At 39.6% G+C, this 26,643-nt stretch carries 20 protein-coding genes and 1 riboswitch; of the genes, 8 read left to right on the top strand and 12 right to left on the bottom strand.

Translation table 11 applies throughout. The annotated features are described in order from the left end of the window. Positions 1-209: 209 nt before the first annotated feature. Both murI and btuB read right to left on the bottom strand, forming a co-directional pair. Positions 210-1,076, bottom strand: coding sequence for a glutamate racemase (gene murI / locus ACNARN_RS14845; RefSeq protein WP_109373439.1), 867 nt, complete (start codon positions 1,074-1,076; stop codon positions 210-212). Further along, positions 1,021-2,877, bottom strand: coding sequence for a TonB-dependent vitamin B12 receptor BtuB (btuB, locus tag ACNARN_RS14850; RefSeq protein WP_109373438.1), 1,857 nt, complete (start codon positions 2,875-2,877; stop codon positions 1,021-1,023). The genes murI and btuB overlap by 56 nt, the downstream gene beginning before the upstream one ends. Positions 2,878-2,945: 68 nt before the next feature. Next, positions 2,946-3,154: riboswitch (cobalamin riboswitch) on the bottom strand. Positions 3,155-3,266: 112 nt separating this feature from the next. Here btuB and trmA point away from each other — a divergent pair. Next, positions 3,267-4,364, top strand: a complete 1,098-nt coding sequence (gene trmA, locus ACNARN_RS14855; protein ID WP_198626437.1) for a tRNA (uridine(54)-C5)-methyltransferase TrmA — start codon at positions 3,267-3,269, stop codon at positions 4,362-4,364. A gap of 123 nt (positions 4,365-4,487) precedes the next feature. On the opposite strand, the gene ACNARN_RS14860 is transcribed toward trmA, so the two are convergent. Together ACNARN_RS14860 and fabR are read right to left on the bottom strand one after the other, a co-directional pair. Further along, positions 4,488-4,889, bottom strand: coding sequence for a YijD family membrane protein (locus tag ACNARN_RS14860; RefSeq protein ID WP_109373436.1), 402 nt, complete (start codon positions 4,887-4,889; stop codon positions 4,488-4,490). Continuing rightward, positions 4,889-5,575 (bottom strand): HTH-type transcriptional repressor FabR, encoded by a 687-nt coding sequence (gene fabR, locus ACNARN_RS14865; protein WP_069366914.1) that lies wholly within the window; start codon positions 5,573-5,575, stop codon positions 4,889-4,891. Before fabR ends, ACNARN_RS14860 begins: the two co-directional genes overlap by 1 nt. A gap of 199 nt (positions 5,576-5,774) precedes the next feature. On the opposite strand from fabR, the gene sthA reads away from it, so the two are divergent. Further along, a complete protein-coding gene (gene sthA / locus ACNARN_RS14870) occupies positions 5,775-7,172 on the top strand; it encodes a Si-specific NAD(P)(+) transhydrogenase (protein WP_416304629.1) in 1,398 nt (465 codons plus the stop codon). Here sthA and oxyR read toward each other — a convergent pair. From oxyR to argC, 5 genes are all read right to left on the bottom strand, one after another. After that, positions 7,164-8,081 carry a DNA-binding transcriptional regulator OxyR gene (gene oxyR / locus ACNARN_RS14875; RefSeq protein WP_109373434.1) on the bottom strand — a complete coding sequence of 306 codons (918 nt, stop codon included), beginning with the start codon at positions 8,079-8,081 and terminating at the stop codon, positions 7,164-7,166. The two genes, sthA and oxyR, sit on opposite strands and share 9 nt — an antisense overlap. Positions 8,082-8,271: 190 nt before the next feature. After that, on the bottom strand, positions 8,272-9,654 hold the full coding sequence (gene argH, locus ACNARN_RS14880; RefSeq protein ID WP_198626436.1) for an argininosuccinate lyase: 1,383 nt from the start codon (positions 9,652-9,654) through the stop codon (positions 8,272-8,274). A gap of 93 nt (positions 9,655-9,747) precedes the next feature. Beyond that, the gene (locus tag ACNARN_RS14885; protein ID WP_198620358.1) at positions 9,748-10,956 is read right to left on the bottom strand and encodes an argininosuccinate synthase; all 1,209 of its coding nucleotides are present in this window, start codon (positions 10,954-10,956) and stop codon (positions 9,748-9,750) included. A 75-nt stretch (positions 10,957-11,031) separates the two neighbouring features. Continuing rightward, complete coding sequence (argB, locus tag ACNARN_RS14890; RefSeq protein ID WP_198620357.1) at positions 11,032-11,805, bottom strand: acetylglutamate kinase; 774 nt, start codon at positions 11,803-11,805, stop codon at positions 11,032-11,034. 20 nt (positions 11,806-11,825) lie between these two features. Further along, complete coding sequence (gene argC, locus ACNARN_RS14895) at positions 11,826-12,830, bottom strand: N-acetyl-gamma-glutamyl-phosphate reductase (protein WP_198620356.1); 1,005 nt, start codon at positions 12,828-12,830, stop codon at positions 11,826-11,828. A 100-nt stretch (positions 12,831-12,930) separates the two neighbouring features. Here argC and argE point away from each other — a divergent pair, with 100 nt between their 5' ends. Next, on the top strand, positions 12,931-14,094 hold the full coding sequence (argE, locus tag ACNARN_RS14900) for an acetylornithine deacetylase (protein WP_165121916.1): 1,164 nt from the start codon (positions 12,931-12,933) through the stop codon (positions 14,092-14,094). Between the two features lie 62 nt (positions 14,095-14,156). Here the strand turns inward: argE and poxB are convergent, their stop codons facing one another. Next, the gene (gene poxB, locus ACNARN_RS14905) at positions 14,157-15,881 is read right to left on the bottom strand and encodes a ubiquinone-dependent pyruvate dehydrogenase (protein WP_198620354.1); all 1,725 of its coding nucleotides are present in this window, start codon (positions 15,879-15,881) and stop codon (positions 14,157-14,159) included. A gap of 567 nt (positions 15,882-16,448) precedes the next feature. On the opposite strand from poxB, the gene ACNARN_RS14910 reads away from it, so the two are divergent. Genes ACNARN_RS14910 through ACNARN_RS14920 form a run of 3 tightly spaced genes read left to right on the top strand, consistent with a single transcriptional unit; the run spans position 16,449 to position 18,894 of the window. Next, positions 16,449-17,270, top strand: coding sequence for a DUF3100 domain-containing protein (locus ACNARN_RS14910; RefSeq protein ID WP_023583450.1), 822 nt, complete (start codon positions 16,449-16,451; stop codon positions 17,268-17,270). Then, the gene (locus ACNARN_RS14915) at positions 17,267-17,716 is read left to right on the top strand and encodes a hypothetical protein (RefSeq protein ID WP_109373426.1); all 450 of its coding nucleotides are present in this window, start codon (positions 17,267-17,269) and stop codon (positions 17,714-17,716) included. The genes ACNARN_RS14910 and ACNARN_RS14915 overlap by 4 nt, the downstream gene beginning before the upstream one ends. Further along, positions 17,716-18,894: a M20 metallopeptidase family protein gene (locus ACNARN_RS14920; protein WP_109373425.1), complete on the top strand. Its 1,179-nt coding sequence runs from the start codon at positions 17,716-17,718 to the stop codon at positions 18,892-18,894. The genes ACNARN_RS14915 and ACNARN_RS14920 overlap by 1 nt, the downstream gene beginning before the upstream one ends. 61 nt (positions 18,895-18,955) lie before the next feature. On the opposite strand, the gene ACNARN_RS14925 is transcribed toward ACNARN_RS14920, so the two are convergent. Next, positions 18,956-19,969, bottom strand: coding sequence for a LysR substrate-binding domain-containing protein (locus ACNARN_RS14925; RefSeq protein WP_109373424.1), 1,014 nt, complete (start codon positions 19,967-19,969; stop codon positions 18,956-18,958). A 709-nt stretch (positions 19,970-20,678) separates the two neighbouring features. Here ACNARN_RS14925 and proP point away from each other — a divergent pair. Together proP and phrB are read left to right on the top strand one after the other, a co-directional pair. Continuing rightward, positions 20,679-22,181: a glycine betaine/L-proline transporter ProP gene (gene proP, locus ACNARN_RS14930; RefSeq protein WP_198620353.1), complete on the top strand. Its 1,503-nt coding sequence runs from the start codon at positions 20,679-20,681 to the stop codon at positions 22,179-22,181. 10 nt (positions 22,182-22,191) lie between these two features. Then, the gene (phrB, locus tag ACNARN_RS14935; RefSeq protein WP_416304630.1) at positions 22,192-23,619 is read left to right on the top strand and encodes a deoxyribodipyrimidine photo-lyase; all 1,428 of its coding nucleotides are present in this window, start codon (positions 22,192-22,194) and stop codon (positions 23,617-23,619) included. A gap of 82 nt (positions 23,620-23,701) precedes the next feature. Here the strand turns inward: phrB and ppc are convergent, their stop codons facing one another. Next, entirely contained in the window at positions 23,702-26,338 is a 2,637-nt protein-coding gene (gene ppc, locus ACNARN_RS14940; protein ID WP_198620351.1) for a phosphoenolpyruvate carboxylase, read from the bottom strand. Between the last annotated feature and the right edge of the window lie 305 nt (positions 26,339-26,643).

The raw sequence follows: 26,643 nt of genomic DNA on the forward strand, positions 1-26,643 counted from the left end.
CTGTTGCGAGGAGGTGCATTCTACATCTTCCTCATTCAGTGTCAAGCGTTTATTTTCAAGGCTTTTCACTTTTTTTCTTCGTTCTCTCGGCTAACTCACTTAGCGTGGTTTGCCGTGACAACGAGGGCGCATTATAGGGAGTTTTGTGAAGCTGGCAACACTTTTTTTGAGTTTTTTTACTGACCGTTGAATTTTCAATCAAATTGCACTTAAAGAGCCAGTTTTCTGAGCGATTCAAAACCAAAACCCGCTAAAACAGGTTTTAATAATTCGCTATTCTCATCTTCTTTTAAGCAATAAGCGAAGTTAATTTCATTTGAACCCTTTATTTTCGCTTGATTTACGACTAACCACGCAGTTCTTCGTGCAATTGCAGCGCCAGAATCGATAATTCGGGTACCATCAGGTAAAACAGAAAGAAGTTCATCAGCTAATAAAGGGAAATGAGTACAACCTAATACCACAGTATCCGGTGGCTCTTTCATTTTTAGCCAAGGTGTAAGGATTTTACGTAGCTCGTCTAAAGAAACGGCTTCACCATGAAGTTTTCTCTCAGCCAATTCCACCAGCTCTGCCGAACCTAAAGAGTGAACTTTGCAATCAGTCGCAAAGCGTTCAATAAGTTCATGGGTATAAGGACGTTTAACTGTTGCTCTTGTTGCTAATAATCCAACTACTCCATTACATGTTAATTTAGCTGCTGGTTTAATAGCAGGTACAACGCCCACAATAGGAATATCAGTAAACTTGGCACGTAAAGCAGGGAGGCTCACTGTGCTTGCTGTATTACAAGCAATAACGATGGTCGCGAGATCATGTTTTTCAGCAACCGCGCTAACTATTCGAACAACACGGTCAATAATGAAGTCTTGTGATTTCTCACCATAGGGGAAAGCTTCATTATCGAAAACATAGATATAGTGAGCATCCGGTAATTTTTCACGGATCTCACGATAAACAGATAAACCGCCAACCCCTGAATCAAAAACCAATACAGTAGGGTTAGCGGTAAGTTGTGCATCAGAAGTTGTAGCTTCCTGTGAGGAAGTATTCACGTCCTGGCGTGCGATAGCCATAAGCTGTCTCATAATCTTTATCAAACAGGTTGGCTATTCTACCACGAATTGAGAGATGTGATGTAATAGGATATGAAGCAGTTAAATCCCAAATACTCACACCACCTAAAGAAACATTCTCATAAGTCCCATAATCTTTATCTGTCCGTTGACCGATATATTGGTAAGTCACCCCCATATCGAGTTTCTCGACTTGCCAATCAAGCTGATATTTCAGTTGTTGACGAGCGCGACGATCAAGACGTTGATGCGTTTCTTTATTTCTTGCATCTATATATTGAAGGTTAAAGGTGTGATGAAAAATCCACGTATCCATTTCACCCGTAAATTCCACACCTTTAATTAAGGCCTTACCAACATTGTAGTTACGGTATGGATAACTCGATTCACCTTGGATCAAAGAATTTACATCATTACGATACGCAGTTAATCGCCACGCTAAAGGCCCCGTTAATCCTTCAAAGCCCCCTTCCCACTGTTTACTCTTTTCAGGTTGTAAGTCTGGATTACTTCCCCACTCACTATAAAGTTGCATCAATGTCGGTGCTTTAAATGCCGTACCATAACCACCAATCACACGATAACCCTCAACAAATTCCCAACCTAGGTTAGTTTGCCAAGTCGTATGCCAGCCATATTCAGAGTGTTTGTCCGAGCGTACTGATGCTTCAGCAATAATATCGCCTAACTTTTGCTGTCCAGTTAGATACAAACCTGTATTGTCGAAGTGTTCTTTATTAGGAAATCCACTAGAGCCAGCTTTAATAGATTGACGTTGCCAATCGACACCACCACCGATACTGCCATTCCCTAATAAAAGGTGATTTCCCCACTGCACATTATATTGTTCAGAGTTGGTAAAACGGCTTCCTTTACCATAGCGACCATAACGAGGATCATAGTCATAATCTTTGGTGTAGTTATAGCTGGTATTTAAAGAAGAAGAGTAGTTATCACGATTAAATTTCACACCACCATCATAAGTACGACTAAATAATGCTCTTGTATCCGTTAACATATCGTTATAACTGTCATAATAAGCATCATAAGCCGTGCGATTATCAAAACCATAAGCGCGTGCATATAAAGAAACATCATCGTTAATATCGTGATTAACCCCTAGCCATAATGACTTGTTCATAAAGCCATCACGATCAGGTTGTGGATGTCCACCAGTATTTCCATTCGCTTCTACATCATAACCTTTGGTATAGAGATAACTGCCAGCGGCTGTTAATGTGGTTTTATCACCGACTTTTTGTTTTATCGAGCCATCATATTCTTGATAACCATGAGAACCCATTGTGGCATTAAGTGTTCCTCCTTCCGTTTTTCTTTCTGTGAGGATATTAATCACGCCACCAATCGCATCAGAACCATAAACAGAAGAACGAGGCCCTCTTATATATTCAATACGTTGAACAAGAGAAAGAGGAATTTGGCTGATATCAGAACTACCAGACACATTCGCCTGATTTAAACGCACACCATCCACTAAAATAAGAACATGACGAGATTCAGCTCCACGTACATAAATAGAGCTCATCTGCCCTATTCCACCGTTTTGCCCCACATCAATCCCTGGCATTCTGCGTAATACATCAATAACACTATTACTCTGCCAACGTTCGATTTGTTCACGTTCAACAACTGTTATCGGCGCTAAAATAGAAGAGTTAGGCTCTTGAAAGCGGTTTGCTGTCACGCTTAACGTATCACTGTTATTTGCAAACGCACCAAAACTGCCCGCCATAACACTCAAAGCCACACTGGAAATGAAAAAAACTTTTTTATTATTCATGAAAATCTGCATCCAACAGAATAAGTAGCAGGATGCCGCCAAAATTAAATAAAACGCGTATTTAATTTAAGATGCGACAGGTCTTCGGCAGGTCTTCGGACTTTAGGTTAAAGAAACAAATTTATGTCTTTAAGATAATGACTTCCCACTGCACTTATATAAGTGCTTTGCAGTGTCTTTTATTATCCTTGATCCTATTACCGCTGCGCGTCAGTTCTGGCTTTGCACCAGATTCCCTTTTAACTCCTATTAGGAGACCGAATAACTATGCTACGATTTCAAATCCACTGAGTCCAGAAATTGAACATGAAGAATACTGGACATCTTCATGAGGATCTCTACAATTTCGCTCGCTTAACTTTATTACTGCCAAAAAAAGGCGAGATACCATGCAGAATTCATTACCAACGCAAACATATCAGTCTCAACTGAATGAAAAAACACAACGTCTACAAACAATGATGGCTCCTTTTAATGCGCCTGAAGCAGAGGTTTTTTCATCACCAGAACAGCATTATCGTATGCGTGCGGAATTCCGTATCTGGCATGAAGAAGATTCTCTATATCATATTATGTTTGACCAAGAGACTAAGCAGCGTATTCGTGTTGACCAATTTCCGGTTGCCAGCCAGCTTATTAATAAAATGATGGTTGCCTTGTTGGCAGAAATAAAAGATAAACCAACACTCAGAAAGAAACTGTTTCAGATTGATTATCTTTCTACGTTGAGTAATAAAATTATTGTTTCCCTGCTTTATCACAAGAAAATTGATGAAACTTGGCAGCAAGAAGCAATAGCATTACGCCAATCATTAATTGTTCAAGGCTTTGATGTTCAATTAATTGGTCGAGCTTATAAAACAAAAATTATGCTCGATAATGATTTTATTGATGAAGTGTTACCAGTGGCAGGTAAAGAGATGATTTATCGCCAAGTTGAAAATAGCTTCACGCAACCTAATGCACAGGTCAATATTAAGATGTTGGAATGGGCATTAAAAGCAACAGAAAATGCAAAAGGCGATCTGCTTGAACTGTATTGCGGCAACGGTAACTTTTCATTAGCGCTTGCACGTAATTTTGAGCGAGTACTGGCAACAGAAATTGCAAAACCGTCTGTTCATGCAGCCCAATACAATATTGCAATGAATCACATTGATAATGTGAAAATTATTCGCATGTCCGCAGAAGATTTTACGCAAGCAATGAATGGTGTAAGAGAATTTAAACGCTTAGAAGGGATTAATTTAAAAGATTACCAATGTGAAACCATTTTTGTTGACCCTCCTCGTAGTGGTTTAGATGAGAAAACTGTAGAATTGGTTAAAACTTACCCTAGCATTTTATACATTTCTTGTAATCCAGAAACACTGTGCGAAAATCTAGAAACCCTAATTAAAACACATAAAATCAGTAAATTAGCATTATTCGACCAATTCCCCTACACCCACCATATGGAATGTGGCGTATTATTAGAAAAAAGATAACAGCTTATTTCTCACGTTAGAATAGAAAATCTTTCAATAACGCCAATAAAAACAAAAACACCAGCAAGATAGCTTGCTGGTGTCAAAATTTCGCTGTGTTTACAACAAAGAGAGGAGTACAGGCTAGTACTGTTCTGCTCGTGATGCTTTTTCAGCTTCTTCTGCCTGTATACGTAAGCGTTGACGCTGTTTGAATTGACGATAAATCCACAATGCAACGATAACGATACAAACTGAAGAGAAGAAATTTGAACCCCATTCAGGGTTAACGGTTCTGGTGTAAGCGTTATAACCGAATAAGCCTAATAAAAAGAATGAAAAAATCAGCTTAGGCATACCATCGGTCATGGGTTGATTTAAGTAGCGCTGATATAAACAGTAAACTGCCAAAATTAAGCTGACGAGTGGGAAAACTGACCACGTCTCAATAAACGGGTTAAAAAGGCTTGAATAAGTACCATGTAAAGCGACACCAATGACTGTGGCAAGTAATAGCGTGCTTTTTTCACAGCGATTTTGTTCCATCATTTGTCTCCTTTCTGATGCGTTTTTTTCTTTATCTCTGGGTTATCTTGTAGAGGTATTTGCGTTTCTTGCTCACGTCGATACCAATAATAGGCACCTTTAGCAATCATTCGCAGTTGTATAACTAATCTTTCTTCTAATTGTTGACGCTTTTCAATATCGATATCCAGTGCTTCTGCGCCTGCACTAAATACAATAGTGACCATTGCTTCAGATTGCATTTCTGTAAAATAACGTGGCATATGGCTTTCTTGCTCAAGATAGTCTGCCAGTTCTGCAATAAAATGTTGGATCTCTCGTGCGACAGCCGCACGAAACTCAGCTGAAGTCCCTGAACGTTCACGAAGTAATAATCGAAACGCATTAGGATTATTACCAATGAATTCCATAAAAGTTGCTACTGATGTTCTGATAACACTGCCACCTTTCGCAATGCGTTGACGTGCTTGGCGCATTAGTTGACGTAACATCAATCCACTTTCATCAACCATGGTGAGCCCAAGTTCATCCACATCTTTAAAATGACGATAAAATGAGGTGGGTGCAATACCAGCTTCTCTAGCCACTTCTCGTAAACTTAGACTTGTAAAGCTACGCTCGGCACTGAGTTGGCTAAAAGCAGCTTCAATTAAAGAGCGACGGGTTTTTTCTTTTTGTTTAGCTCTGATGCCAATATTATTACTCACAGAAATCCTGATAATCCTAATTTGGTTTATACCCAATATATCAAACTTTGTTAAAAAAGCAGTGCGTACAATCATCTCTCAAGACACATTCTCATAAAAACTCAACAAAGTGTGACTAATGCCCTTAATGTCAGTTGGGCTATTATTCATTCTAATGTTAATATAGCGTTGTCGGTTTGTATAAAACAGGTCTTTTCCTATGCAACATTCTCATTTCGATGCAATTGTGATCGGTTCAGGTCCTGGTGGTGAAGGCGCGGCCATGGGGCTTGTTAAACAAGGAAAGCGCGTCGCAGTTATAGAACGTTATAACAAAGTCGGTGGGGGCTGTACTCACTGGGGAACCATTCCTTCAAAAGCCCTACGTCACGCAGTAAGTCGTATCATAGAATTTAATCAAAATCCGCTTTACAGTGACCAATCTCGCCTTATTAACTCCTCTTTCTCTCAAATACTTCGTCAAGCCAGTACCGTAATTAGTCAGCAGACTAAAATGCGTCAAGGTTTTTACGAGCGTAATAATTGTACGATGTATTCGGGTGAAGCTGCATTTATTGACGAGCACAGGATCAGCGTGCGTTATCCTGATGGTACGTGCGATATTCTTTCAGCTGATAGTTTTATTATTGCAACAGGCTCACGTCCTTATTGCCCGCAAGATGTCGATTTCTCTCATTCTCGTATTTATAACAGTGACACTATTCTCGATTTAGAGCATGAGCCTCACCATGTCATTATTTATGGTGCTGGTGTCATTGGTTGTGAATATGCCTCTATTTTTAGAGGATTAAGAGTAAAAGTAGACTTAATTAATACTCGTGATCACCTATTGTCTTTCCTTGATCAAGAGATGTCTGATGCACTTTCTTATCACTTCTGGAATAACGGTATTGTTATTCGTCATAATGAAGAATATGAAAGCATTGAAGGTGTCGATGATGGTGTTATTGTTCATCTAAAATCAGGTAAAAAAGTCAAAGCAGATTGCCTACTTTATGCGAATGGTCGAACAGGAAATACTGACACACTGGGCTTAGAAAACGTGGGTATTAAAACAGATAGTCGTGGACAAGTTTCTGTTAATGCTCATTACCAAACCAGTTGTGAACACATTTATGCCGTCGGTGATGTAATTGGTTATCCAAGTCTAGCTTCTGCCGCCTATGATCAAGGTCGAATTGCTGCTTTGGCAATTACCACTGGAAAATCAGAAACACATTTAATCGAAGATATTCCAACTGGGATCTATACCATTCCTGAAATTAGTTCTGTTGGTAAAACAGAGCAACAACTCACTGCAATGAAAATTCCTTATGAGGTGGGACGTTCTCAATTTAAACATCTGGCAAGAGCACAAATTGCAGGTATGAATGTAGGGAGTTTGAAAATTCTCTTCCACCGTGAAACCAAGCAAATTTTAGGTATTCACTGCTTCGGTGAGCGTGCTGCTGAAATTATTCATATCGGTCAAGCGATTATGGAGCAAAAAGGTGAAGGCAATACTATCGAGTATTTCGTTAATACTACCTTCAACTATCCAACAATGGCAGAAGCCTATCGTGTTGCCGCACTTAATGGTTTAAACCGCTTATTTTAATGCACTCTGTTTTTCTGCATAAAATGCGGTCATATGTTCACGGATTGTCTCTGCTAACTGTTCATAACGATTACGCAAAGGCGATCCGGGACGATAAACCAAAATAATAGAACGTGATGGATTGGGATCAGTACATTCTAGATAACAAACCCCATCACGTTTTTGTTCTTGAGGTACCGATAAATCAGGTAATAAGGTTATTCCACTACCAGCAGCGACCATATTACGCAGAGTCTCTAAACTCGTTGCTCTAAAATGAGTATCTTCTTTTGCACCCGCTTGGAAGCAGAACCCTAACGCTTGATCGCGTAAACAGTGCCCATCTTCTAACATTAATAAGCGCTGACCCGCTAAGTCGCCCATCGGCACAGATCCACGCTCATTCCACGGGTGTCCTTCATAAATTGCTAATTTCATTGGCTCTTCAAATAGGGGCACTTCAATAAACGGCGCACTCTCTTTTACCATTGCTAAAATAGCACAATCGAGTTTTCCGCTATCTAATTGAGCTAATAAGCTATGAGTTTGTGCTTCATGAAGATACATCTCTAACTTAGGGTAGTTTTTATGTAATTCAGGAATGATATGAGGCAATAAATAAGGGCCAACAGTAGGGATAAGCCCAATATGTAAAGGCCCTGCCATACTTTCGCCTTGCAATGAAGCCATTTCTTGTAGCACTTTGACTTCACGTAAAACGGTTTTCGCTTGATCCACCAGCAACAAACCTTGTTGAGTAAACAGAACCTTACGGCTAGTTCTTTCAAGCAACATCACACCAAGTTCATCTTCAAGTTTACGAATTTGACCACTTAATGTTGGCTGACTCACATGGCAAGAATCTGCCGCACGACGAAAATGTTTATGCTCAGCTAGAGCCACCAGATATTCCAAGTCACGGATATTCATTGCAGATCCCACATTTATTGCTGATAGTTAATGTCTATAGATAATATAGTAACTGATAAATTTTTCTATCAGTCGAATGTTATTCTGCCTCTCTTTTTCGATATTATCGGCAATTTAAAATAAAAGAACAGAGTGAGATCCACCCTGTTCTTTTTGAATAACAGTAAGTTGTCTTAGGTAAACGCTTTGCTTATTTATCCATATTTAAGACTTCTTTGGCTTTTACTATCGCATAAGCGACCTGTTTTTGAGAAACGCCCCCTTTTGCAAGACGTTTATCTAAACAAGATTGAAGCGATAAAATATCGTACACATCAATCATAATTTTACTATTAAACATCTGTAATTCAGAAAGAGGGAGCTCTTCAATCGCTTTACCTTGCTCAATGGCGCAAACCACCACTTCACCTACAATATGGTGAGCTTCACGAAATGGCACACCTTTCGCAACAAGATAATCGGCCAATTCAGTGGCATTAGCATAACCTTGCTTCGCGGCTTCTTCACAACGAGGGCGACGGATTTGGATCCCATCAAGAACAAGCGTTGCCATATGCAAACAATCAGACCATGTATCGATAGCGTCAAACAGCCCTTCTTTATCTTCTTGCATATCTTTATTGTAAGCGAGAGGCAGACCTTTTAAGGTCATCATCATGCCAGTTAATGCACCTTGCACTCGTCCACATTTTCCACGGATAAGCTCAAGTGCATCTGGGTTTTTCTTTTGTGGCATTAATGATGAGCCAGAAGTTACCTTGTCTGATAATTCAATAAAACCCGCTTCACCACTATTAAAGAAAATAAGATCTTCTGCAAAACGCGATAAATGCACCATACCAATGGCCGCAGAAGATAATAGCTCTAAGACATGATCACGATCGGAGACACTGTCTAGACTATTGTTGGTTGCACTCGCAAAACCCAGCCATCCAGCTAATTGTTCACGATCGATATCATAAGCCGTACCTGCCAGCGCACCACATCCTAATGGGCTGACATCTAAACGCTTCAACGCATCAGCTAAACGGCTTTCATCTCTAGCTAGCATTTCATTGTATGCTAAACACCAATGTGCAAAAGTCACCGGCTGAGCACGCTGTAAATGGGTGTAACCTGGCATCACCGAATTTTGATTTTGTTCTGCGGTGATAACTAAGGCTTTTTGTAGCTCAACAATGGCTTGGCGTAGATGAATAACTTCTTCTTTACACCATAATTTTAAGTCTGTTGCGACCTGATCATTACGGCTACGACCCGTATGTAATTTTTTACCTAAATCACCCACTTTGGCAATAAGCTTACTTTCAACCCAGCTATGAATATCTTCCGCATCACTCTGCAAAATAGACTGCGGGTTTGCTGTTACTTCTTCTGATAATTCATTTAAAGCTTGCTCAAGTTGAGCTTGTTCATCTTGCGACAATACGCCAACTGTGACTAACGCTTTAGACCAAGCTACTGAGCCAAAGATATCCTGTTGTGCCAGTCGAAAATCAAACCGCAGTGAATCATTGAATTGTTTAAACCGTTGATCAGCTTCCTGACTAAAACGTCCACCCCAGAGTGCCATAATCGCTTCCTGTATTTATTCTATGTAATAAAAGAGTGAGAGTGATGCCTTATATACTTATATAGATATATAGCATCACTCTATTGTTTAACCTTATTTCTTACTCAATGCACGGATACGTGATGGTAAGGAATATAAACGGATAAACCCTTCAGCATGGCTGTGATCGTAAACTTCATCTTCACCAAAGGTTGCAAACTCTTCAGAATACAGACTGTTATCTGATTTCTTCTGAATAGCATTAACATGACCTTTATACAGCTCTAATACCACTTCACCATTCACATCTTTTGCCAGTGACTCTGCCGCCGCTTGCAGTGAAGCGCGAATTGGCGTGAACCAACGACCATCATAAGCCACATAAGACATCTCTAAGCCCAGCTGTTGACGCCATTTAAAAGCATCTCTATCGAGTACAAGTTGCTCAACACCACGCAGAGCCGCCATCATGATAGTGCCCCCCGGAGTTTCATAGCAGCCACGAGATTTCATTCCCACTAAACGGTTTTCAACAATATCAATACGACCGATACCATGTTTAACGCCTAATGCATTTAAGGTATCTAAACATTCAAAAGGTGATTGTGTTTTACCATTTACGGCAACGACTTCCCCCGCTTTTACGGTGACAGTAACGAGTTCTGGTGTTTCTGGTGCTTTCTTCGGATCAACCGTCCATGCCCAACAGTCTTCGTTTGAGGCATTCCACGGACTTTCTAATACACCACCTTCTGTTGAGATATGCCATGCGTTTTCGTCACGGCTATAAATTTTCTCAAGCGTTGCTGTGGTTGGGATATTACGAACTTTCAGATAATCCAGTAATGCTTCACGAGAACGTAAATCCCACTCTCTCCAAGGCGCGACCACTTTAAGTTGTGGAGCAAGTGCCGCATAAGTACTTTCGAAACGAACCTGATCGTTACCTTTACCTGTTGCACCATGAGCAACTGCATCGGCACCGAGTTTTAAGGCTAGTTCAACTTGCGCTTTAGCGATAACAGGACGTGCCATTGAAGTACCTAATAAGTAGCTACCTTCATATAACGCACCCGTTTTTAATACTGGGTAAACATAGTCTTTGATAAATTCTTCGCGTAAATCGACAATATGACACTCAGAAGCACCTGATGCTAAGGCCTTTTGTTCCACACCCACTAAATCATCACGGCTTTGACCCACATCCGCGACAAAAGCGACAACTTCACAGTTATCATAATGTTCTTTTAGCCAAGGAATGATTGCCGAAGTATCCAATCCGCCAGAGTACGCCAATACGATTTTTTTTATACCTTTAGTCATAGTGATAACCTTCAATTCCTAATTTGTTTAAATTCTGCCAACTATCAAATAGCGATAAGGTTTCTAGAAAGATTTTTAAGCTAAAATACGGGTTCCGACTGCAACACCATTAAACAGAGCCGTTAGTTTTTCAGCATGGCGCCAACTTGCAATTTCAACTGGTCGTCCTAACGTTTTAGCCGCTTCCAATGCTGCGTTTACTTTCACTATCATGCCGTCAGTGATAATGCCTTGGTCGATTAATGTCTGTGCTTTTTCTGCTGACATCTCGGCTATCTTCTGGCCTTTACCATCTAAAATGCCACTGACATCTGAAAGCAACACTAAATCAGCACCTAACGTTTCAGCGATAGCAGTTGCCGCTTGGTCAGCATTCACATTCATCAGTTCACCTTTTTCAGTCATACCGATAGAACTGATAATAGGTAGATAGCCAGCACCCAATAATAAATTGAGTAAATCAGGAGAGCCGGGATTTGCATTTCCTACATGGCCTAGCTCTTCATTGATTTGAGTGACTTTAGCTAATTGTCCATCACCCAAAGAAAGCCCCACACCATTAAGCCCAAACTGAGTTGCCCACGATAACAAGGTTTTATTGGCACTTCCGGCAAGTGCCCCTGTGATGATGTCTATTTGATCAGCCGGTGTGACACGAAGCCCCTGCTTTTTCACCACAGGCAATTGCAATTTACCCATCAACTCATCCACCAAACAGCCACCACCATGTACGATGACTAAGGGGCGAGAATGTGTTGAACGATACTGTTGTAATGCAGTGAAAAACCGCGTTAACGCTTCTTCATTATCAAGGAGCACACCACCCAGTTTGATAATTAATGGTTCCATGAAACTTCCCTACTCATTATTTAAATAAGTGATTCGGTTTCAGCGAAACCAAACCGAATGTTCATACATTGCACCGCTTGTGCAGCAGCCCCTTTCAACAAGTTATCTTCAACACCGACCACAATCAGATGTTCACCTTGTTGAGCAAATCCGATATCACAGAATGCAGTTCCTACAACCGCTTTTAATGCAGGTAACCCTTTTTCATAAACACGCACTAATGGTTTATCTTGATAAGCATCTTCAAAGACTTGTCTTACATCCTCTTGTGTCACACCCACTTTTAACTTACAGGTGATAGTGGCTAAGATCCCTCTGGCAAAATTACCCAGATGAGGTGTAAAAATGACATCAATACCCAGATGTGTTGCAATTTCAGGTTGATGGCGATGCGTAAACACGCCATAAGGTTGCAAGCTCACTTCGCAAAAGCTACTGGTTAAAGAGGCTTTTCTACCAGCACCACTCACACCGCTGGTGGCATTAATCACTGGCCACTGTGCTGTATCTAAAAGTCCTGCTTCCACAAGCGGTTTTAGAGACAACTGAGACACCGTTGGATAACAACCCGGCACTGCAATTAATTGAGCCTGACTAATAATGTCGGCATTCCATTCAGCTAACCCATAAACTGCCTGTGATAACCAATCAGTATTCTTATGCTCGAATCCATAGTATTGTTGATAAAAATGCTTGTTTTGTACTCGATAGGCGCCAGATAAGTCGAACACCACGCAACCTTGCTCTAGAAAAATAGGGGCAATGTCATGGCTGACTTCATGTGCTGTTGCTAAAAAAACGATATCAATATTTTCAACGGCTTTAGCCACATCAACCATCGGCTCTAGTGGGAGATCTACTAAACCACGATATTGTGGATGAAGTTCAGAAAAGCACTTTCCTGCATCTGCACTTTGAGCTGATACCATCAGTCTGCTCAAATTCACATGAGGATGCTGCTGAAGATAGGCGGCTAATTCAGCGCCAGTGTAACCACTTGCTCCTACAATCAGAGTATTTAACATGTCATTCTTACCTTGTACTATGAACACAAACCGATTAATGTATTTTTATTCAAAAAAAGTGCATGAATATTGATACTATTATGAAGAAAGGCTGTCAACAGTGAATATTAAATTACCTACATTTATTGAGATTTATCGTCAATTAATTGCAACTCCCTCTATCAGTGCAACAGATGCTAAAAACGATCAAAGCAACGAAGCATTGATTAACCTGCTTGCTAATTGGTTGGAAACATTAGGTTTTTCAATTGAAATTCAACCTGTACCCGAAACGCGAGGAAAATTTAACCTTCTCGCAACATTAGGGACGGGGAAAGGCGGATTATTACTCTGTGGTCATACTGACACTGTGCCGTTTGATGAAGGCCGTTGGACGCAAGATCCTTTTACGCTGACAGAAAAAGAAAATAAGTTATACGGTTTAGGTACAGCGGATATGAAAGGCTTTTTTGCCTTTATTCTTGACGCATTACGTGACGTGGATACTAAAACACTAACGCATCCACTTTATATACTTGCTACCGCTGATGAAGAAACCTCTATGGCAGGGGCGCGTTATTTTGCCGCTAATACAGCAATCCGCCCTGATTTTGCCATTATTGGCGAACCGACATCGTTAAAACCTATTCGTGCTCATAAAGGGCATTTATCAAATGCAATACGCATTACTGGGCAATCAGGACACTCTAGTGATCCAGAAAAAGGGGTGAACGCGATAGAACTGATGCATGAGTCTATTACTCACCTTAGTACACTGCGCGATACGTTAAAAACTCGCTATAACAACCCTGCGTTTGTTATCCCTTATCCAACGATGAACTTTGGTTATATTAATGGCGGTGATGCAGCAAATAGAATTTGTGCTTGCTGTGAATTACATATGGATATTCGCCCATTACCGGGATTAACACTGCAAGACTTGGATGATTTACTTCACGAAACATTAGCGCCAGTCAAAGCACGTTGGCCGGGTCGTTTAAGTGTTGAGGCATTACACGATCCTATTCCGGGTTATGAGTGCCCAACCGATCATAAAATGGTTGCCGTGATCGAAAAACTATTGGGTGAGAAAGCGCAAACTGTAAATTACTGTACTGAAGCGCCGTTTATTCAAGATCTCTGCCCTACCTTAGTTTTAGGCCCAGGTTCTATTGAGCAAGCACATCAACCTGATGAATTTATTGATATGGCATTTATTGAGCCGACGCGTGAATTAATGGGGCAATTAATTGAAAACTTCTGTTTAACAGAGAAAGCCCAATAATAATAAAATAACCCTATCGATTTATTTTGATAGGGTTATTTATCTTCAATCTGACTTAATAACTAGCGTAACCAATTAGTTTTCGCGAGTTGAACAATCTCATCACCGCGACCATTAATAATCGCTTTCATCATATACAAGCTAAACCCTTTCGCCTGTTCGAATTTAATTTCAGGGGGCATTGAAAGCTCTTGTTTTGCGGTTACCACATCCACAATCACAGGGCCATCATGTTCAAAAGCTTCTTTCAGTGCATTATCCAGATCTTCACCTTTCTCAACGCGAATACCTTTGATGCCTGATGCGTTAGCAATGGCGGCAAAATCAGGATTATGCAAATCCGTACCATCCGTCAAATAGCCACCCGCTTTCATCTCCATCGCGACAAAACCTAATACACTGTTATTAAAAATAATCACTTTTACAGGCAAATTCATTTGAGCTAATGAGATAAAATCCCCCATTAACATGGTAAATCCACCATCACCACACATTGCCACAACTTGACGCTTTCTATCTAACGCCTGTGCACCAATGGCTTGAGCCATCGCATTTGCCATAGAGCCGTGATTAAACGAGCCCAGTAAACGACGTTTGCCATTCATACCCACATAACGTGCCGCCCATACCGTTGGTGTACCTACGTCACAAGTAAAAATAGCATCATCATTTGCCAATTCACTTAATCGACGAGCCAGATATTGTGGATGAATAAGCTCACGTTCACTAGGTTGTGCAAGTGCATCCAGATCTTCTCGTGCTTTAGCATAATGTTTCAGTGAAGCATCAAGATGAGTGGTATCTGTTTTCTCTTTTAAACGAGGCTGTATCGCATTGAGTGTGGCTTTAATATCGCCAATCATCGCCATATCGACATGGCAATGCGAACCAAGGCTACTTGGATTAATATCAATTTGAATAATATTGGCTTTTGATGGATAAAATGCACGATAAGGGAATTGCGTACCTAATAACACTAACGTATCGGCATTTTCCATCGCATGATAACCCGATGAAAAACCAATTAATCCAGTCATTCCTACACTATAGGGATTTTTCCACTCAATGTACTCTTTCCCTCGCAATGCGTGTACAACAGGGGCTTTTAATGTTTGAGCTAGTTTAATCACTTCGTCGCGAGCTTGAGCACATCCAGCACCGCACATTAAAGTGATATTTTTTGCATTATTTAGCGCATCGGATAATTTTTCAATTTCGAAACGATTTGGCATGATGAGTGGAGATTGCAACGGATACCAGTTTTCATGCGCATCTTCTGGGGCTGGTTTTAGTGCAACATCTCCCGGTAAAACAACAACAGCGACTCCTTTTTTCAAAATAGCGGTTCGCATTGCAATAGCAAGCACTTGGGGGATCTGCTCTGGGTTTGAGACTAATTCACAATAATGGCTACATTCGCGAAAAAGCTCTTGAGGATGTGTTTCTTGAAAGTAATTACTACCAATTTCAGCAGAAGGAATATGCGCAGCAATGGCTAACACTGGAACATGATTACGATGGCAATCAAAAAGCCCATTGATAAGATGTAAATTTCCTGGTCCACAAGAGCCAGCGCAAACCGCTAATTGACCATTAACTGCTGCTTCTGCTCCTGCGGCAAAAGCCGCGACTTCTTCATGACGGGTTCCCATCCATTCAATCGTTCCCATCTTTCGCAAGCTATCACTTAATCCATTGAGAGAATCGCCTGTCACGCCCCAAATACGTTTCACACCTGCATTATGGAGTACTTTAGCAATATAAGTTGCAACTGTTTGCTTACTCATGGTGATGTCTTTCCTCAGTTTTGGGTGAATTACGCCTCTGCGAGCTACACTTATCTCCTTCCCATATTCTGTTTCTCTTCCTCATCAGCTTGCAGAGAAAATTATCTTACTAACTAAAATATAAAGAATAACACCAATCACTATAATGTCACTGTGGGGATAAAATCAGCCCTCAAAAATACAAAAAATAAAATATCACTTCCAAATACATTCATTAAATTTATAATAACCGCATCAAATAAGAATACATCTCATTAATAACATATTATTCTTTATTAAATTATAGACAATACTTTCTTATAGTATTATTTTAATAATTAAAATAATTTTTAATTATGATTTTTCTCTTCACATTTTTATTAACAATTAAGCTGACTCATTTCAGCCTTACTCACTGTCTTTATTAAAAAATTTAACTTTCTCCTATTTGTTAATAAATTTATCACCATTGTATTATTTCATGCACCATGAAAAAGAGGTATGAAATAAACATGACATTGGTCACGCTACCTTTTGCTTTTTGTCCTCTAGAATAAAGCCTGATTATTTTTCAACGGAGATTAACGGATGGACAAAAGTAGAAGTCCGATAAAGGTTTTCTTTATTAGTATTCTTGCAGTCCTTTTCTTAATTTTTATTTCACAATATGTCATTGGTAAAAAAGAAATTAAGATTGGCATTGCGGTAATACCTATTTTACCAATGCTATTTGCTGTAATTATTGGTATGTGTATATCTGCTGGATTTACCCGTAAAAAAATTAAAGTATGGGGTAAATTATTCACAGAAAAAGAAGAAGGCTTCTGCGGTAAAATGGTAGGTTTCAGCCTACTTATTTTAGGTACGCAATATGCGGGAATGATTGTTCCTAATATTAAAATGATTTTAAGTGTCGGTATTCCTTTATTTGTTCAGGAACTCGGTAACTTATTGCCAGTATTAATTGCGGTACCATTAGCCATTAAATTTGGATTTGGTCGTCGTGCAATTGGTGCTTGTTCATCTATTAGCCGTGAACCGTCTATCGCTGTTATCCAAGGTAAATTTGGTACAGGCTCTCAAGAATATATTGGTGTATTAGCCATTTATTTATGTGGTTCTGTTATCGGTACTTTATGGTTTAGCGTATTAGGTAGTATTGCTCCACTAACTGGATTACATCCACTTGCTCTTGCAGCAGGCTCTGGTGTGGGTTCTGGTTCAATGTTAAGTGCTGCATCAGGCGCATTAATTAATGGTCTTGATGAAGCATTAGCACAGCAAGTATTAAGTGTTGCCGCTGCATCTAATTTATTATCTTCCGCATTAGGCGCACTGTCATTAACCTATTTAGGTTTACCTCTTTCAGAAAAAATTTATAAAATTTTCACCAGAGGCAAAACTGCATGAAAAATATAATTATTGATATGAAGTTTGTATTCGTTGCTATTTTACTGGCAATGTTTACTCAAACATTAACATCAGGGATCGCTCTTTATGCAATGTGGGATAGCTTTATTGCTATGTCATTAGTGGTATTTATTTCACTCGTTGCAAAACATTATTTACCTTCATCTTTACCCACATTTGCTTATGCAACAATTATCGGGATCCTTATTTGTTTACCCGAAACTCCGGTAAGAGATTTCTTTATTAGTTCTATTGGTAAAGTTTCTTTCTTATCTTGTTGTGTTCCTTTATTAGCATTTGCGGGTTTATCTGTTGGTGGTCAATTAGAAGAACTTAAGAAAATGTCATGGAAAGTTATTCTTATTTTCATGATTGTTTCAACTTGTTGTTTCTTTGGAGCATCAATCGTCGCGCAAATTGGATTTAGTATCCAGGGAGTTATCTAATGAATAATATTTATAATGTCAGTGAAAAACTCTTTCAATTAAATGACTTTAGTAAAAAAACACGACAAGACCTGCACAAAATACCTGAGCTATCAGGTGAAGAATATAAAACATCTAAATACTGTCGTGAATTAATGGAAAGTTTTGGTTATAAAATTAAAACTTTTGATGGATATACTGGTTTCACAGCAGACTTAATTGTTAATTCTGAATTTCCATTAATTGCTATCCGTGCTGATATGGACGGACTAGAAATGCCAGACTTAACCAATAATGAACACAGTTCAGTTCACCAAGGTTGTGCACATAACTGTGGCCACGATACCCATATGACCATGGCATTAACCAGTGCTAAGTATCTTGCCGAAAATAAAGAAGAGATGACGTCAAATGTCCGCTTTATTTTCCAAATGGCGGAAGAAGATATGCGTGTACCTGGCGCTGAAAAAATGGTGGAAATGGGTTGTATGGAAGGCGTTGATGAAACATACGCACTTCATAATGATGCCGCTATCGAAACAGGTTGTGTTCGCTTTAATGATGGTGTGATGTCGTCTTATGGTTCAGCATGGACATTAGATGTTTATGGTGTTTCTGCACATGGTTCAACACCACACAAAGGGTTAGATGCCATTCGTGAAGCAACGCGCTTAATTGACTATATGGATTATGTTGTTGCGAAAAAGACAGATCCATTTAGCCCTGCGGTATTTGGTTGTGGCATGATCAATGGGGGAACAATCCCTAATGCATTAGCTGATCACGTACAAGCGCGCGGTACTATCCGTTCTATGGATGAAAATACCGATCAAATACTGAAAGCCAGCTTCGACGAAATTGTTGCCCGCAGTACGGCTGGTGGATTTAAAACCACATTAAGCTATAGCGGATACCCAGCTGTTGTGAATCATCCAACTGCACATCAGCGTTTATTAGATGCGATGCGTAAATTCTTACCAGAAGAGAATATTGAATCAAACGGTAAGCCAATGACAGGCAGTGAAGACTTTAGCTATATGGTTAACGCCACAAAAGGTAAGGTCGGTGCCATGTTCTTCTTAGGAAGTGGTAACCAAGCGAAAGGGATTAATAATTACCTTCACGCCAATCCTTATTTTGTCGATGATGATTGTTTATTAGTGGGTGCTCAGATTTTTGTGAATATTCTGACTCGCTAATCTTTCTCTTGTTCTGCCTAAGCCCGTTATTGCCCCCGCAAAACGGGCTTTATTATTACTTTTATTCTGTCGCGATATTATTAATATTCACAGAACGCAAATCAGGCAATCCCTGATAGACCTCTTTACTGTGCCATTGTGTTTCCCACTGCTCTGGCATCTGAATAATATTTCTATCAATATGGGGGGCATAGAGAGAAATAAACTCATGCATATAATCTTTCATATGGGTATGTTTACTGACACAAATATGGGTATAACTCGGTTGCACTAAGTGATCGATATTAATACATTTTAGTGCGCCACCATCTTCTGTCTCATCATATGAAGCAGCTGCAATAACGCCGATACCTAAATGTCGCTTAACATAGTATTTAATAATCTCTGTATCCGTCGCAGTTAACGCCACATTAGGCTTAAGATTATTTTTATAAAATACCTTGTCTAATTTAGATCCTCTTGTAAAACCAAAAACATAAGTAATCAGTGGATACTCCGCCATCTGCTCGATGGTAACCAGCTCATCGTCTTTCAATAAAGCAAGAGGGTGGTCATAAGGGACTAATAAGCTACGAGTCCAGCGGTAACAAGGCAGTGTAATTAGATCTTCATAAAGGTGCATAGATTCTGTGGCAATCGCAAAATCCACATCACCATTTTTAACCATTTCCGCTAATTGAGCTGGTGCGCCTTGATGAAAATGTAGAGAAATATTGGGGTAATAGCGACGAAAGTGATCAATCACATTCGGCAATGAATAACGAATTTGCGTATGCGTTGTCGCAATATGTAAATCAACTTTTTTATTACGATCTTCTTCCGCCACAATGCTTTTGATTCGGTCAACTTGCCCAAGAATATCACAAGCAATTTTATGGACTTCTTTACCCATCGGGCTTAATGCTAATAAGTTATTATTTTTACGAACAAACAGCGATACACTTAATTCATCTTCTAATATCTTTAGTTGCTTGCTGATTGTCGGTTGTGAGGTATAAAGTTTTTCAGCCGCATTAGTAATGTTGAAATTATTTTTCACGACTTCAACAAAGCTTTTCAGTTGATTAATGTTCATAGAGGTACCTGGGTTAATTTGCACAAATACGCGGTTAATTATTAAATTTATAAGTTGTTATTCTAAATATGGGGAATGACGAGGCTATCTTTAATATCTCTGTCATGAGATCCCGTCATACTATCTTGATGTAATCAATAATAAGAATAGCGAGATCTATTCTATTATCCACATTTTCATCTTCACTATTCGAAAGAATAATAAAGTAAAATAAGGCGTTATTATTTTCTATTTACCTTTCGGTATTTGTATTATGCATAATGCTCATATAAATGCGTTAGCCTGTATCAAAAAACACAACAAATTAGATTAACCAATTGTTATTTATGATAAAAATCGATCTTATTTTTTGATTTTTCTTTTCGATATTTTAAGTTTACTTAACGTAAATTTAAAACCTCTCACACTACAAATTTTACACAAAAGCAGAATTACGTTATGATAACGATCACATTTTAATACTAGAGGCTATGTTTTGTTATATCAAAACGACAAAGAAAACTTCCTAAAATCTTATTTAATCTCATCTATACTTAATAAATATTCTCTTATCTATTAGCTTAATACCACTATTTAAAATAGGTAGAAGTAAGCTGTTTTTTAGTGAATTTTTATTACTCACTCTTCTCGCTATCAAATAGTCACTTCATTTCTTTTAATTAATTGAATAACAAGAAATTACGAATACCTTAATAAAAGGTCACTTAATATGAAAATGAAGAAGAAAAGAAACAAACCATTACAAATCAATGATATAACAATTATTGATGATAGTAAGCTGAAAAAAGCCATTACCGCCGCGGCATTAGGTAATGCCATGGAATGGTTCGACTTCGGTGTCTACGGCTTTCTCGCTTATGTTTTAGGTCAAGTGTTTTTCCCTGGCGCATCTCCAGGTGTGCAGATGATTGCAGCCCTTGCCACATTCTCTGTACCTTTCCTTGTAAGACCATTAGGTGGCATTGTGTTTGGGATGCTAGGGGATAAATTTGGTCGTCAGAAAGTGTTATCTGTCACCATCATTATTATGGCGCTCAGTACGTTTGCCATTGGTCTGATCCCTGCTTATGAAACTATTGGGATCTGGGCTCCCGTTTTATTATTACTCGCTAAATTAGCACAAGGTTTCTCCATTGGTGGTGAATATTCAGGAGCGGCGATTTTCGTTGCTGAATACTCACCAGACCGTAAACGTGGATTTATGGGAAGCTGGTTAGACTTTGGTTCTATTGCTGGTTTTGTTATGGGTGCAGGTGTTGTTGTACTTATTTCTACTATCCTTGGAGAAACAGCATTCCATGAGTGGGGGTGGCGTATCCCGTTCTTCTTAGCATTACCATTAGGTCTTATTGGTTTGTATTTACGTCATGCTTTAGAAGAAACGCCTGCATTCCAACAGCATGTTGATGAAATGAACAGCGATGACCGTAAATCTATCGAAAATCCACCGCGTGTTTCATTACGTGAAATCGCCTCAAAATATTGGAAAAGTTTGACCGTCTGCGTGGGTTTAGTGATTGCCACTAACGTCACCTACTATATGTTATTAACGTATATGCCGAGTTATTTATCCCATAACTTAAACTATTCGGCAGATCACGGTGTTTTGATTATTATCGCGATTATGATAGGGATGTTATTTGTACAGCCTGTGATCGGCTTACTCAGTGATAAAATTGGCCGTAAACCGTTTGTTATCGGTGGTAGTATTGGGTTGTTTATTCTTGCTTACCCTGCGTTTATGATGATTAACAGTGATGAAATCGGTTTAATTTTCTTAGGATTATTAATTCTTGCGGTTCTACTCAACTGTTTTACTGGGGTAATGGCGTCTATTTTACCTGCCATATTCCCAACGCATATTCGTTATAGTGCATTAGCTATTGCATTTAATATTTCTGTATTAGTGGCAGGTGCAACACCAACGGCAGCGGCATGGTTAGTTGAAGCAACTGGTGACTTATATATGCCTGCTTATTATCTGATGATTGTCGCCGTTGTCGGTTTGATCACAGGGATTAAGATGATTGAAACCGCAAATAAACCTTTACGAGGTGCAACACCTGCGGCATCAGATAGATCAGAGGCAAAAGAAATTCTGTCTGAGCATTATGATAATATCGAGCAACGTGTTGAAGATATTGAAGCTGAAATTGAGGCATTACAGAAAAAACGCCAAGCGCTTATCGATCAACATCCTAAATTAGATTAAGAGAGGTCACATGCACCCGTCTTCTGTTCATTTGGTCTGGTTTCGTAATGATTTAAGAGTGACGGATAACAAAGCACTCTTTAACGCTTGCCAAGATAAACAAGCACAGGTGCATGCTCTTTTCACCGTAACGCCTGAACAATGGAAAGCCCACAATATGGCTTTGTCATGTCAGGCGTTCATTCATAATGCTTTGCTGGATCTTTCAATATCACTGGCAAAACTCAATATTCCACTGACAATCGTGATTAGCGATACTTATTCAAATGCAGCCGATAAAGTGGCTGAGTATTGCCAACAGCATCAAGCCACCGCCCTTTTTTTCAATCACCAATATGCCTTTAATGAACAACGCCGTGATGAAAAAGTCACTGAGTTACTGAAGAATAAGACAACCGTTTATGCTTATCATGACAATGTGTTTATTCCACCAGGTAATGTAGTCACCCAACAAGGGGAGATGTATAAGGTTTTTACTCCCTTTAGAAATGCATTCCTTCGGCTCTTTTTTTCACAAAATAACGCTTCGTTACCTATCCCAGAGATCAGGACACATCAAAAAGCGGTATCACCTTTAAAAGCACCGCTATTTTCACTTGAAAATACAAGCTTGCCCTCTTTTATCTCTACTGAAGAAGAGGCACTTAAACGCTTAAAGCAATTCTGTTATGAAAGCGTCCCACATTATGCAAAATGGCGAGACATTCCCGCAGTTGATGGTACAAGTCGATTATCCCCCTATCTTTCGATTGGATTACTGTCTATTCGACAATGTTTTAATCGCCTTTATCAAACTGAACCTGATTTCTTAGAAAACAGCACATCAGGTGCATTTGTTTGGTTTAATGAACTTGTTTGGCGAGAGTTTTACCAACACTTAATTGTGGCAAATCCCAATTTATGCAAACACATTGCTTTTCAGCTTTGGACAGAAAAAATCAATTGGCGTAATAATCAAGATGAATTTAATGCTTGGACTCAAGGCTCAACGGGTTTCCCTATTATTGATGCTGCGATGCGACAGCTTAACCAAACAGGTTGGATGCATAACCGCTTACGTATGCTCACGGCGAGCTTTCTTATCAAAGACTTGTTAATTGATTGGCGTTGGGGTGAGCGTTATTTTATGTCACAACTGACTGATGGTGATTTCGCATCAAATAATGGGGGTTGGCAGTGGGCCGCATCAACAGGAACTGATGCCGTACCTTATTTTCGAATTTTTAATCCTACCACTCAAGGTCGTAAGTTCGATCCTGATGGTGAATTTATCCGCCATTGGCTTCCTGAACTCGCCAATGTGCCGAGTCGATATATTCATACGCCTCACGAATGGGCAGCAAAAACCAATAATTCTCTCGATTACCCATTACCCATAGTTGATCACGCAAAAGCACGAATAAGAGCTATTGAGTCTTATGAAGAAGCAAAAAAATAAAACCAATATCAGAGATAAGAAATAAAAAACAAAAAACAGCGCTATCATTACGCGCTGTTTTTATTTCTAAATACTGATGTCTCTAGCCTGTATTACGCATACCTGCCGCAATACCTGCAATAGTGACCATTAGTGCCTGTTCAATACGAGGATCCGACTCACTATGTGTACGAGAACGCTGTAATAACTCGGCCTGAAGTACGTTTAATGGATCAGTATAGACATTACGTAGTGCGATAGATTCTGCAACCCAAGGTAAATCTGCCATTAAGTGCTCATCTTTTGAAATCGCCAAAACACTCTTAATATCATCAGAAAGTTGCTGACGTAATTTAGCTCCTAGTGGCCATAAACGCTCTTCGACTAAACGTTGATCGTAATATTCCGCTAACCATAAATCCGCTTTAGCATAGACCATTTCCAACATCGCAATACGTGTATTAAAGAACGGCCAGTTCTCACACATATCGTCTAATACCGCTTGTTTCCCGCCATCAATTTCATGCTGTAATGCGGCACCAGCGCCCAACCAAGCAGGTAACATTAAGCGGTTTTGAGTCCATGCGAAGATCCACGGAATAGCACGCAAGGTTTCGACACCACCAGTAGGACGACGTTTTGCAGGACGAGAGCCTAATGGTAGTTTACCCAACTCGCCTTCTGGAGTTGCCGCTCTAAAGTAAGGAACAAAGTCTTCTTGCCCTCGCACATAGTCACGATACATTGCACAAGAAACGTCAGACAAAGAATCCATGACCTCAATCCAAGGTGCTTTTGGCTCTGGTGGTGGCAATAAATTGGCTTCTAAAATTGCACCAGCATAGTGAGCAAGACTGCTGATTGTGACTTGTGGTAGTCCGAACTTAAAGCGGATCATTTCACCTTGTTCTGTCACACGCAGACCGCCTTTTAAACTTCCTGGTGGTTGAGAAAGTAAAGCTGCATGTGCTGGCGCGCCACCACGACCAATCGTACCGCCACGTCCATGGAATAGTGTTAATGTTACGCCTGATTTTTCACAGAGTTTGATTAATGCATCTTGAGCACGATATTGCGCCCATGATGCCGCCATCACACCCGCATCTTTTGCTGAGTCTGAATAGCCAATCATCACCATTTGTTTGTCATCAATTAGATCACGATACCAAGGGATATTAAACAAACGGGTCATTACGCTTTCAGCGTTATTTAAGTCTTCAAGCGTTTCAAATAAAGGAGCAACAGGTAAGCGAATATTCGCACCAGCTTCTTTCAGTAATAGTTTTACCGCTAATACATCAGAAGGCACTTTTGCCATTGAAATCACATAAGAGGCAATAGAATCTTTAGGTGATTGTGCAATGACACGACAAGTCTCAAATACTTCTTGAGTCGCTGCGCTTGGTTGCCAATTTGTCGGGATCAATGGGCGTTTAGAATTTAATTCTTCAAGTAAGAAAGTTTGTTTTTGCTCTTCAGACCAATTTGCATAATCACCAAGCTCTAAATATTGTGTTAATTCAGAGAGTGCTTCAGTGTGATTGGTGCTTTCTTGGCGAATATCCAGTTTCACCAGTTGTAAGCCAAAACAACGAATACGGCGTAATGTATCTAACAGTTGCCCATTGGCAATAATACGCATACCACATTGAGTTAATGATTGATAACACGCGTATAACGGCTCCCAAAGTTCTTCATTATCAATCAATAAGCCTTCTGGCGGTAACGATTGTAGCCCTTTAATGCGTTGCTCTAGATAATCGCGAGTCACTTGTAAACGTGTACGCAATTGTTTAGCAATTTCACGATAAGGCTCTGCAACTTCAGCACCACCCGCTAATTCACGCAGTTCAGGTGTACTTTCTGTCATTGAAAGTTCTGAAACAAGGACTTGAATATCATTTAAGAATAAATCAGCAGCTTTCCAACGGCTTAATAGTAAAGCATGGCGTGTGATTTCAGCCGTCACATTTGGGTTACCATCACGATCTCCACCCATCCATGAGGTAAAACGAATAGGAGAAGCTTCTACTGGTAAGTTGTAATCAATGGACTCTCTAAGCTGCTCATTAAATTCACGTAAAAAAGCAGGAACACCTTCCCATAAGCTATTTTCAACAACCGCAAAGCCCCATTTTGCTTCATCAATTGGTGTTGGGCGAATTTTTCTAATTTCGTCAGTATGCCATGATTGAGCCACTAACTGGCGCAGACGGCGCATAATATTAGTACGCTCGTAATCCGCTAAATCATCGTGGTCGAGTTGAGATAAGCAGGTATTTACTTCAACTAATTTATGAATAAGTGTGCGACGTGCAATTTCGGTTGGGTGTGCCGTTAATACCAGCTCAATAGAGATTTGCTCTACGGCTTCTTTTAATTGCTCGTCGGTAAAATTCTTATCTTTTAGTCGGGTGATCAGTTTTGCCAATGCCACAGGATTGCTAGCCGCTTCGCCATGAGGCGAAATGCTATGGTATTGTTCTGCCACGTTCGTCAGGTTTAAGAATTGATTAAATGCTCTAGCAACAGGCAATAATTCATCATTAGAGAGATTTTGTAACGTCAACAACAGTTTTTGTCGCTGAACTTCATTACCTGCTCGTGACGATTTAGATAATTTTCGAATAGATTCAACCTTATCTAAAATTTCTTCACCGAGTGCTTCTTTTATCGTATCTCCAAGTAGCTTGCCAAGCATACTGACATTGCTACGCATAGCAGAATATTGTTGATTCATAAGACTCCTGACCTTGTCTTTGTGGCGGTAACAACATGCTTCTTCCTATTAGAAAAGTCATGTCCTCCCAGTTGTGTAATTAACTTTCATTTCTGATGTGACTTTATTTTGATTTTTGTGATAAGCCACACTGCTTTTTTTACTTAGCCTACTATTCATATCAGAAAATAATCGGTTTGGGGGATTTTTCTGAAATTTAATTACGGCTTTAGTGTTATAAGAATGGCTAATATTCATGTTGTTTTGGCTCAATTTTGCCAAAAATAAGGACATATTTTTGTTTCTTATCGACTAAGAAGCGTTTT

This window comes from Proteus sp. TSJ240517, from assembly GCF_047921575.1.
Classification (GTDB): Bacteria; Pseudomonadota; Gammaproteobacteria; order Enterobacterales; family Enterobacteriaceae; genus Proteus.